Source organism: Rhodococcus sp. P4_B6, assembly GCF_056402215.1.
Genome location: NZ_JBFUHV010000108.1, coordinates 20,762 through 29,853, shown reverse-complemented (window position 1 = coordinate 29,853; position 9,092 = coordinate 20,762). Strand labels below are relative to the sequence as shown.

7 protein-coding genes are annotated in these 9,092 nt (G+C 66.4%); 4 read left to right on the top strand and 3 right to left on the bottom strand.

Features of this window, described 5'->3' with window-relative positions; translation table 11 throughout:
- Positions 1-261, top strand: a 261-nt coding sequence (locus AC1DWT_RS34405) for an EamA family transporter (RefSeq protein ID WP_477924096.1), incomplete at its 5' end; no start/stop codon positions are given.
- A gap of 87 nt (positions 262-348) precedes the next feature.
- On the opposite strand, the gene AC1DWT_RS34400 is transcribed toward AC1DWT_RS34405, so the two are convergent.
- Positions 349-1,935 carry a GntR family transcriptional regulator gene (locus tag AC1DWT_RS34400; RefSeq protein WP_477924095.1) on the bottom strand — a complete coding sequence of 529 codons (1,587 nt, stop codon included), beginning with the start codon at positions 1,933-1,935 and terminating at the stop codon, positions 349-351.
- A gap of 327 nt (positions 1,936-2,262) precedes the next feature.
- On the opposite strand from AC1DWT_RS34400, the gene AC1DWT_RS34395 reads away from it, so the two are divergent.
- From AC1DWT_RS34395 to AC1DWT_RS34385, 3 genes are all read left to right on the top strand, one after another.
- The gene (locus AC1DWT_RS34395; RefSeq protein ID WP_477924093.1) at positions 2,263-3,612 is read left to right on the top strand and encodes an MFS transporter; all 1,350 of its coding nucleotides are present in this window, start codon (positions 2,263-2,265) and stop codon (positions 3,610-3,612) included.
- An 84-nt stretch (positions 3,613-3,696) separates the two neighbouring features.
- Positions 3,697-4,518, top strand: coding sequence for a metallophosphoesterase (locus tag AC1DWT_RS34390; protein WP_072946798.1), 822 nt, complete (start codon positions 3,697-3,699; stop codon positions 4,516-4,518).
- Between the two features lie 104 nt (positions 4,519-4,622).
- Positions 4,623-6,659: a putative nucleotidyltransferase substrate binding domain-containing protein gene (locus AC1DWT_RS34385; RefSeq protein WP_477924098.1), complete on the top strand. Its 2,037-nt coding sequence runs from the start codon at positions 4,623-4,625 to the stop codon at positions 6,657-6,659.
- Positions 6,660-6,788: 129 nt separating this feature from the next.
- On the opposite strand, the gene AC1DWT_RS34380 is transcribed toward AC1DWT_RS34385, so the two are convergent.
- Both AC1DWT_RS34380 and AC1DWT_RS34375 read right to left on the bottom strand, forming a co-directional pair.
- Complete coding sequence (locus tag AC1DWT_RS34380) at positions 6,789-7,673, bottom strand: dihydrodipicolinate synthase family protein (RefSeq protein WP_477924092.1); 885 nt, start codon at positions 7,671-7,673, stop codon at positions 6,789-6,791.
- A gap of 40 nt (positions 7,674-7,713) precedes the next feature.
- Positions 7,714-9,078: a flavin monoamine oxidase family protein gene (locus AC1DWT_RS34375; protein WP_206014977.1), complete on the bottom strand. Its 1,365-nt coding sequence runs from the start codon at positions 9,076-9,078 to the stop codon at positions 7,714-7,716.
- Between the last annotated feature and the right edge of the window lie 14 nt (positions 9,079-9,092).

The following is a 9,092-nucleotide window of genomic DNA, read 5'->3' as shown; positions in this document are numbered from 1 at the left end:
ACGATGGACATCCCGACGCGTGCGAAGGCCAAGGTGCACGAAGACGTCGAACGGATCAAGCGGCAACCCGCGACCGCGCTGGCCGCATACCTGTACGCGCTCCGAACCGAATTCGTCACCGTCGCTGTTGTCTTGTCCTCGCTCTACCCAGTCCTCCCCGTGATCGTGGGAATCGTGTTCCTGAGCGAGCGCCTCCGGCGATCCCAGGCGCTCGGTCTGGCCGCTGCACTCACCGCGACGGTGCTCATAGCCGTGGCGTGAGTCTGAGACGCCGCGAACAACCAGCGAGACCTTTACCTACCCTTTGCCAGCTACTTGCCAGGTTCAGTGCGCCGCAACCAGGCCGGGTCAGCGCCTGCGCTGGCCGAGGTGCGGCACCATGTATCTGATGCAGTTGTCGATCTTCTCGCGCCACGCCGCTATCGCGGCATCCTGATCGGAACTCCCGATCGCCTCCAGGACGCGGCCGTCATCGGTGATGATTCCGTCCACGGGATGCTGATATGTGACCCCCAGTGCGGCCGCGAACAGGCGGATCTGCAGGGTGAGACGAGTGAACATCGCTTCGATACGCGGCATGTCCGCCGCGCGCGCCAGTTCGTCTTGGAGGTCCAGATCCAGCGACCCGGTGACCAGTGGCTCGTCCTCCACGGCGCTGCGTCCGATGCGTTGGTACAGGGCGTCGACGGTGTCTGGAACTCCACCGCCGCGTGCCGCCAGACGACGCACGAGCGCAGTGCCGAGTAGGCCGCGAGCCGTGTAGGACTCCAGCACGTCGCGTTCGGCGGGTGTCGGCACATAGAAGTGGCCGGCGCGGTCCTGGTCGACCAGGCCGTCCTCCACGAGATGTCGCAGTGCATCGACGAGCGTCCCCGCCGATAGCCCCGTCCGCGAGGTCATCGTCCGCGCATTGATCACCCGGCCGGCGTGCAGGGCGCCCTCTGCAATCGCCTCGCACAGTCCCGCCACCACTATCGCCGCGTCTGTCTCCCGCCGGGCCTCGGCCGCTGCCGAGCTAACTTTGGTACCTGAGTCAGAAGTTCGATCCCAACGAGTCCATTGAAATTCCCCGCGAGAACCCTGATACCACCCGCGGATGGCCCGTTCCAGCTCGTTCAGTTCGGGAAGCTGACGTGCGTCGATCGCGGATGCCGCAGGAGCCAGCAATTCCAGCCATCTGCGCCTCTCCACCGTCACCGTCCGGATGCTGCGGGTTCGGCGCACCCACGCTGCGGTGGCCGTATCAGGTTCGAAGTCGAGTATCGCCGTCACCGCACGGTCCCGCGGCGCGTACTGAAGCGCGCGGCGTAAACGTTCACCCGAACCGATTGACATTCCTCGCGGCACGTCCTCAGCGCAGATGGATCCGCACAACAGAACCTCGACCGCATCTGAAATCTCGCGCGATGTCGACGCACTCCGGTGCGGCCGTCCCGACTTCGTGCGCCCACTGTGAAACACGAGCACGCTGCTTCCCGGCTCGAGGTGCACGTACGCCAGAACCGCATTGGGTGGCAGGTCAGGATCGGCAGCGGAACCCGCCGCCGGATAGTGTTCGCGCCGAATCCGAGAGACCGTCGACTGGCTCACCCCCACGTGTTCGGCGATGCTTCGGGTGGTCCAACCCCCTTCCGGAGGAGGCTCCAGCACGCACGTCAGAGTGCGGTGCACCACATCGCCGGCAGTGCTCGGCCGGCCCGATCGGGGCGCGTCGGCCAGGCCGTCGATGCCGTACTCGACGTACCGCTTGCGCCATTTCGCGACCGTGCGAACGGTGACGTCGCTCCGGCGTGCCACCTCTGCCGCGCCCATTTCCGTGCAGCTCAACACGATCCTCGCGCGAGCGGCCTGATCTTGCGTCGTTCGGCGGGATGTCGCCATGCGACTCAACTCGGCACGCTGAGCGACGGTCAGTTTCAGGGGGCCGCTTCTCACACCCGAATAGTATCTACTTTTCACTCAGTGCAGCTCGGATCGCCCGCGTCTCTCCCCCGATCAGGTCCCTCTGGCGCATCCTTTCATGCAGCCCCGAATGTGATGTCCAACACTTCCGCCAGGTGCGTCGAGCCGCAACGCTCGCGTTGACCCACAGGCGAGGGCGGACGCATGGCCGGGTTGCGAGTTCCGCCCGGGCCGCGTGTGAAGCAACTGACTCGCAAGGTCCGCCGGGCCGCCCAACCGGGCGCTGATTGATCCGCTGACGTAGCAAGGAGATATCCATATGTCACAGTCCGATACTTGGTGCGCGTCCAGGAGATTCCCATGCCATTGACAGGAAACGCCACAGCCGATTCGGGCCCAAGCGGCAAGGCTTCCGAGGCCTACAGGAAGAAGTTCCAGATCCGACTGATCACCGTCCTGGTCGGCGGCATGTTCCTCGACGGCTACATTCTCGGCATCATCGGACCGGTCGCCCACACGATCGAGACGAACGTCGTAGGCATGACCACGGCCTGGATCGGGTTGGAGGCGGCTTCGGCTCTGATCGGCATCATGATCGGATCTCCGATCGGAGGGTGGCTCGCCGACAAACTGGGCCGCAAGCCGCTCCTGTTCTGGGACATAGTCCTGTTTACCGTCGCATCAGCCGCGCAACTCTTCGTCGACGGGCCGCTCGAGCTGTTCCTCGTACGGCTGGCGATGGGCCTCGCCGTCGGCATCGAATACGCCGTCGGCTGGCCACTGCTGGCGGAGTTCGCACCCACACACCTACGCGGTCGGTTGCTCGGGGGCACCGTCATCGCGTGGTACGCCGGATTCTGCGTCGCGTACATCGTCGGGTACTACCTCAACAAGGCCGGGGTGAGCTGGAATATCGTGCTGGCGACGAGCACTCCGATCGCCGCCGCCATTCTGATCGGTCGCATCGGCCTGCCCGAATCGCCGCTCTGGTTGTGGGGCAACGGCAAGCAAGACCAGGCCAAGGGGATCGTCGGCAAGTATCTGGACACCGACTACATGACCGATATGGTCAAGGCCAAGAGTGGCGGACCGGCCGGCTCGATCGCCATGTTGTTCTCGCCTTCGGTCTGGCGGTCCACACTGTTCACGGCGGGGTTCTGGGCGTGCGCCGTCACCCCGTACTTCGCGATCGCGACCTTTGCAGACAATCTTCTGAAGGATTTCGGGCTGACCGGACTCCTGGGAGGCGTGAGCCTGTCGGTGTTCGCCGTGTTGGGAGTTACCGCAACCATCCTCGTCGTCGACAGGGTGAAGCGGCGAACGCTCACGGTGCCGCCGCAATGGATCGCGGCGATCGTGCTGGTGATCGCCGGGCTGTGGGCGGGTGCGCCGCCGATGATCATGCTCGCACTGTTCCTCCTCTTCTCATTCCTGAATGCCGGTTACACCGCGATGACCGCCATCTACCCGAGCGAGGTGTTCCCCACCGAAGTTCGAGGGCTTGGTACCGGGTTCGCGGCAGCAGGAAGCCGGGTAGGAGCGGCCGCCGGTCTGTTCCTCATTCCGATCTCGATCGAGAATCTGGGTGTGTCCACCACTGTCCTCATCGCCGCGGCGATCACGTTCGTCGGAGCGGCGCTGTCACAGTGGCTGGCACCCGAGACCGGCGGAAAGCCTCTGAGTGAATTAGCTGAGAACGTCAGCCACTGACGAGACTTCCCCGAAATCGCCCGGGCATCAGGCGGACACACGTCCGCGGGTGCCCGGGCGACCAGATGCGAAAGAGGCTGCGACTTGAGTATTCGTGTCGCCGTGATCGGCGATATCGGTGGGCATCGTGAGGAACTCGCACGAGAACTCCGCCGCCTCGGCGCCGACGACAACGGCCGGCTGCCCGACGACCTCGTCGTCGTTCAGGTGGGTGACCTCATTCACCGTGGCCCTGACTCCGACGGCGTCGTCCGTCTCGTCGATCGATACCTCCGCAAACAGCCCGAGCGGTGGATTCAGCTCATCGGCAATCACGAAGCCCACTACCTTCGCCCACCGGTCTTCGACTGGAATGAACGCCTGAGCTTCGGCTCCCGGCGGACCGTCCGGCGATGGTGGCGCGACGGCATCGCCCACGCCGCCGTCGCGGTCCACACGGCGGACGAAGAATTCCTCATCACTCACGCCGGAGTCACCGAACCGTTCTGGCGCCATCAGCTCGACAGCGCCGTCTCTGCCGCCGAGTCGGCCGCCCGGCTCAACGCCACAGCCCGGGACGAAGCCACCGCACTGTTCGACGGCGGGTGCATCCTCGGAGGCGGCCCACCGAACCCCCAGGTGGGCCCCATCTGGGCCGACCGCGAACTCGAACTGCTCCCGGGCTGGCGCAATCGCCCGATGCCCTTCAGCCAGGTGCATGGCCACAGCGGCTCCCACGGCGACTGCGCCGACGAGAGGACGTTCTACGATGCCCGGCAGCGCCACGAGGTGACGCTGCTCGAAGGCGGCCGAATCATCGGCATCGACCCGGGCCATCGCGCCGATCCGCAGCGGAGCTGGCGGTCTCTTGTGCTGACGGCAACCGAGCCCCCACGAATCGCATATGAACACAGTGCCACCGCGTAACCCCATGGCCAGGAGTTGTTTTCGCTCGAGATGCCCCGGCCTCCAGAGTCCAGAATGCCACCGTGCATTCGGACCGACCTGAACGAAGAGGACGACTCTTGTCTGTGGATGAGTCAGCGCAGCGCGCCGAAACCACCGATCTGTTGGCTCTCCTGGCGAGCTGCCGTCCGTTCGACTCGCTGACGCCCGAGGGCCGTGCACGCGCAGTCACGTCCGCGGACGTGCAGAATTTCGCGGCCGGCGACCTCGTGGTGGACGCATTCGCGGAGGTGCCTGCGGACATCTTCGTCGTCGTTTCGGGTGAAGTCGATCTGTGGCTCGATCCCGACCGGATCGGCGAACCACCGGGCGACAGCTTCGGTCGCGGCGAAGCCCTCGGGTTCTCCGCGGCCTTGATCGAAAGGGCGATAGGGCCTCGGGTCGTCGCCAGGTCGGCGGCGAAGATCGCTCGATTCCCCGCCGATGTGGTCATTCCCGCCTTCGCCTCCCGGGGCGGGGCTCGGTTCCTCGCCGAACACATCTCCCACGCGCGGCGGTTGGCATCCGGTCCCCCGACCTACACCGTCATGGCGGATCTGGTGCGCCAGGCGCCACTGATCGTCGCTGCCGATGCCCCTGCGATAGACATCGCCCGCGACATGACCAGCCGTGGCCTTCCCTGCGCCGCCGTCGACATCGGGGACGGCCGATACGGCCTCGTCACCGACGAGGGGTTGCGCCGCCGGATCCTCGCCGAGGGGTTACCGGTGGACTCGCCCGCGCACGCGGTGATGACGTACCCGGCCACGACCACCTCGCTGGGCACGTCGTCGGCCGACGCACTGATCGAGATGCTCGATCACGAGGCCCAGTTCCTGCTCGTCACAAGCGAAGATGGCGCGCTGACCGGTGTAGTGGGCGAGCGGGACTTCATGTCTTCGTCCACCACGGCCGGTGTCAGCATCAAGGAGCAGATCCGTAAAGCGCGAACCGTCGACGATCTCGTCGTCCGCGCCCTCCGGGTCCCCACCGTGCTCGGCGATCTCCTCGAGCGGGGGCTCGCCGCGGACCGTGTCATCGCAGTGAACTCGACCATCGTCGACGCCATCATCCGGCGCGCGGTCACCCTGGTCTTCGAGGACCACACGGACCTCACCATGGAGGCGTTCACCTGGCTCTCACTCGGCAGCAACGGTCGCCGCGAGGCGGTACTCTCCTCCGATGTCGATGCCGCCGTGACCTTCGACGACGAGTGCGTCGGCGAAATACCGCACTACCGCCAGGCATTCGCAGTGGTCGGCGAAGTGCTCACCCGATGCGGGATCAGCGTCGATGCCCACCGCGCCTTCCCCTCGCACGAAGGCTTTTCCCGGACTCACTCGCAGTGGCGGGCTGCGGCCAGGGGCTGGCTCGCGCGGCCGCGTGAGAATCAGGGCACGATCATGGCGTCGATCCTCGTCGACGCGCGGCCGATCTTCGGCGACCCGAGTCTGCCCGAACCGGCGCGCGTGTTCGCCGACTTCAACAGCCACCCGGCCGCTGTGGAGATGCTGCTGTACGAGTCGCTCGCCCGCCGGGCCAAGCTGACCACCATGCGCGACAAGCTCGCCGGCCGCGGCGACGCCTTCGACGTCAAGGCCCGCGGGCTCGCACCGATCATCAACATTGCCCGGTGGGTGGCGCTCGGGGTCGGCTCCGCAGAACTGCAGACCATTGGACGACTCCGGGCGGCCTCCGGCTCGGCACTGCTGCCCGGACGCGATGCCGACCGCCTCATCGAGGCATTCGAAGTCTTGCAGCTGCTGCGCCTCGAACACCAACTCCGGCAGGCTGAGGCCGGAGAGGTGCCCGACGACATCCTGGACCGCGACGAGATCTCGCCGATCGACCGCAGCGTCGTCGAACGGACCGTCCGTGAGGTCTCGGCAATCCAACGCCGCATGGATCGCGTCGCCCATATGCTGCCTGCCGACCAACTCGCCCGTCCACGTCCGGCAATGCCCCCGCCGCCCAGCGAGCTTCAGGGTCACGGAGGCGAGCGGGCCGGCGACCCCAGGCGTCGATCAGGCGACCCGATGCGCGCGGCCCGGGCAGCCAAAGACCTCGCAAAAAACAGGGGCATACGGAAGGTAGTGAGGCGCGGCAGGCGACTCGACCCGTAGTCGCATGAACGGGACCTCAGCCATGTCCTGAGTCCCTGCCTCAGCTTGGCGGTCGTAGTCGCGGCACACCGCGGTGGAAGATGGCGAAGCGGCCCGGCCCCGAAAACGGGGCCGGGYCGCAGTTCGTCATCAGTGGTTCAGGAGGTCCAGGGCCGCCTCGAGACTGGCCTCGGCGCCGGGCTCGAGATCAGCGAGGGGCGACCGGGGGCTCCCGATGTCCAGGCCCTGCAGGCGGAGTCCTGCCTTCACCGCCTGGGTGAACGGGACCGCCATCATCGCGTCGATGGCCGGGAACACTCGCAGCCAGTTTTCGAGGGCGCGGTTCAGATCGCCTTCACGGATTGCCCGGACGACCGCAACGATCTCATTTGGAACGACGTTCGCCGCGCCGGCCATGATGCCGGCCGCCCCCTCGGTGAGGGCGCCGAAGCTGAAGCTGTCCCAGCCCATGATCAGCTTGATGTCGTCGCTGTGGTGGTGGATCAGGCGCAGGGCCTGCTCCCAGTCGTGGCTCGAGTCCTTGACGTATTCGATGTTGTCGATCTCGCGCCCGAACCGCGCGATGCCCTCGGCGCCGAGGTTCACACCGGTCACGCCGGGGTTGTTGTAGAGCATGATCGGCACACTGACCGAACCCGCAACGGTCTCGACGTACCGGCTGATCTCGGTCTCGGTGAGAGGCTCGTAGAACGGGGTGATGAGCATGAGGGCATCGGCGCCAGTGGCTTCTGCCGCGCGGGACAGGCCCACCGCCTCGCGGGTCGTGAGCGATCCGGTGTGCGCGACCACTGGGACGCGGCCGGCGGTGTGCTCGACGACGATCTCGAAGATCTGCCGGCGCTCGGCATTCGTCAGCGACGTGTACTCACCCGTGCCGCCACCGACGACGAGCGCGTCGACGCCGGCGTCGATGCTGCGGTCGACGACCTTCTGCATGAGCCCGGCGTCGATCTGATCGTCGGCAGTGAACGGGGTGGGAAGTGCGGTGAGAACGCCGCGGAGTTCCTTGGCCATGTCGGCCTCCTTCTGGTGTCTTGGGGTTGGCGTGGGCAGGTCAGGCGCCGGCGGTCTGTCGTGCGGTGGCCAGGACGCTGGCCGCCCCCTGCGCCGCGGTGAAACCTGAACTCACTGCGGTGTCGGTGTAGAAAGTGCCGAGGAAGTCGCCCGCCAGGAAGACTCGCTCCGAGGGTCGGGTGAGCTCGGGCTGGAGCTTGTGGCGGCCGGGGAAGCAGAACGGGGAACCGAATTCGAACTTCTCCACCCGCCCGTCGGTGACGATGTTCGCGAATCCCGGGAAGATCTGGTCGAGATCGTTCAGGTAGATGTCGACGATCTCCTTCTCGGGCAGGTCCCACAGCTTGTAGCCGAGGCTCGCCGGTGAGAACGTCATCATGCTGCCGCCCGGCTGGCGGGTGGTCTCGCGGCCGCGGGTCAGGTTGCCCTGGTTCAGTGCAACGGTGAAAGACCTGTTGGGGGTTGCGATGCCGTAGGTGCCGTCGTAAGGCATCGGTTGCTGCTCGTTGGTCAGGAACGCGCCGGCCACGTGCGGCCCGTACTTGATCTGCCCGAGCGCGTCGCGCAGTTCGGGGCGCAGGTTCACGGCGATCTTGCGGGTGATCGACGCCGGGGTTGCGAGCACCGCGGTGCGGGCCTTGACCTCGTGGTCGGTCCCGTCCTGGGTGTAGTGGACGACGACGTGGTCGCGGTTCTGGACGACCTCGTTCACGACCGCGCCGAGCTCGACCCGGTCGCGGATCGACTGCGCGATCGTCTCGGTCAGAGTCGCGGCGCCGCCGACGATGTAGTTGCCCAGCCCCTGGCCGATGTTCCAGATCAGGTTGAAGTAGCCGATACCGGCGCCCGCGGACAGTACGTCGGGGTCCGCGGCGGACCGCATCGCCACCGAGCAGTAGAAGTCCTTCGCCGTCTCGGTGGCCTCGCCGATGTAGTCGGCGAACGTGCGCTCGTCCTCGAAGTTGAAGATGCGCTGCTGCCGGACCTCCGGCGTTTCACCACTGCGACGCCGCGCGGCCTGCTTGTACCGAAGGACGTCGGCACCGAGCCGCGCGCCCACCTTGAGCAGGGACAACCGATCCTTGGTCGTCATCGGGATCCGGAACGGGTATGTCTGGATCAGGCCGGTACTCAGGAACTTCCCGTTCATGGCCATGCCCTGCAGCGAGCCCGGGATCGCCGCCCACCGCGTACCGGTCTCGGCGACCAGCTCTGCACTCGAGCTGCCTGCGCCGGCGAACATGTGCCCGCCCCAGTTCATCACGTACTGGCCGTGCTGCTCGGAACGGATCCGGCCGCCGACCCGCTGGTTGTCGGACTCGAGAACCTGCAGGTCCCAGTGCCGCAGCCGCCACGCCGCCGACAGTCCGGCGAGCCCGCCGCCGATGATCACTACGTCTTTCATTGGTCTTCTTTCCG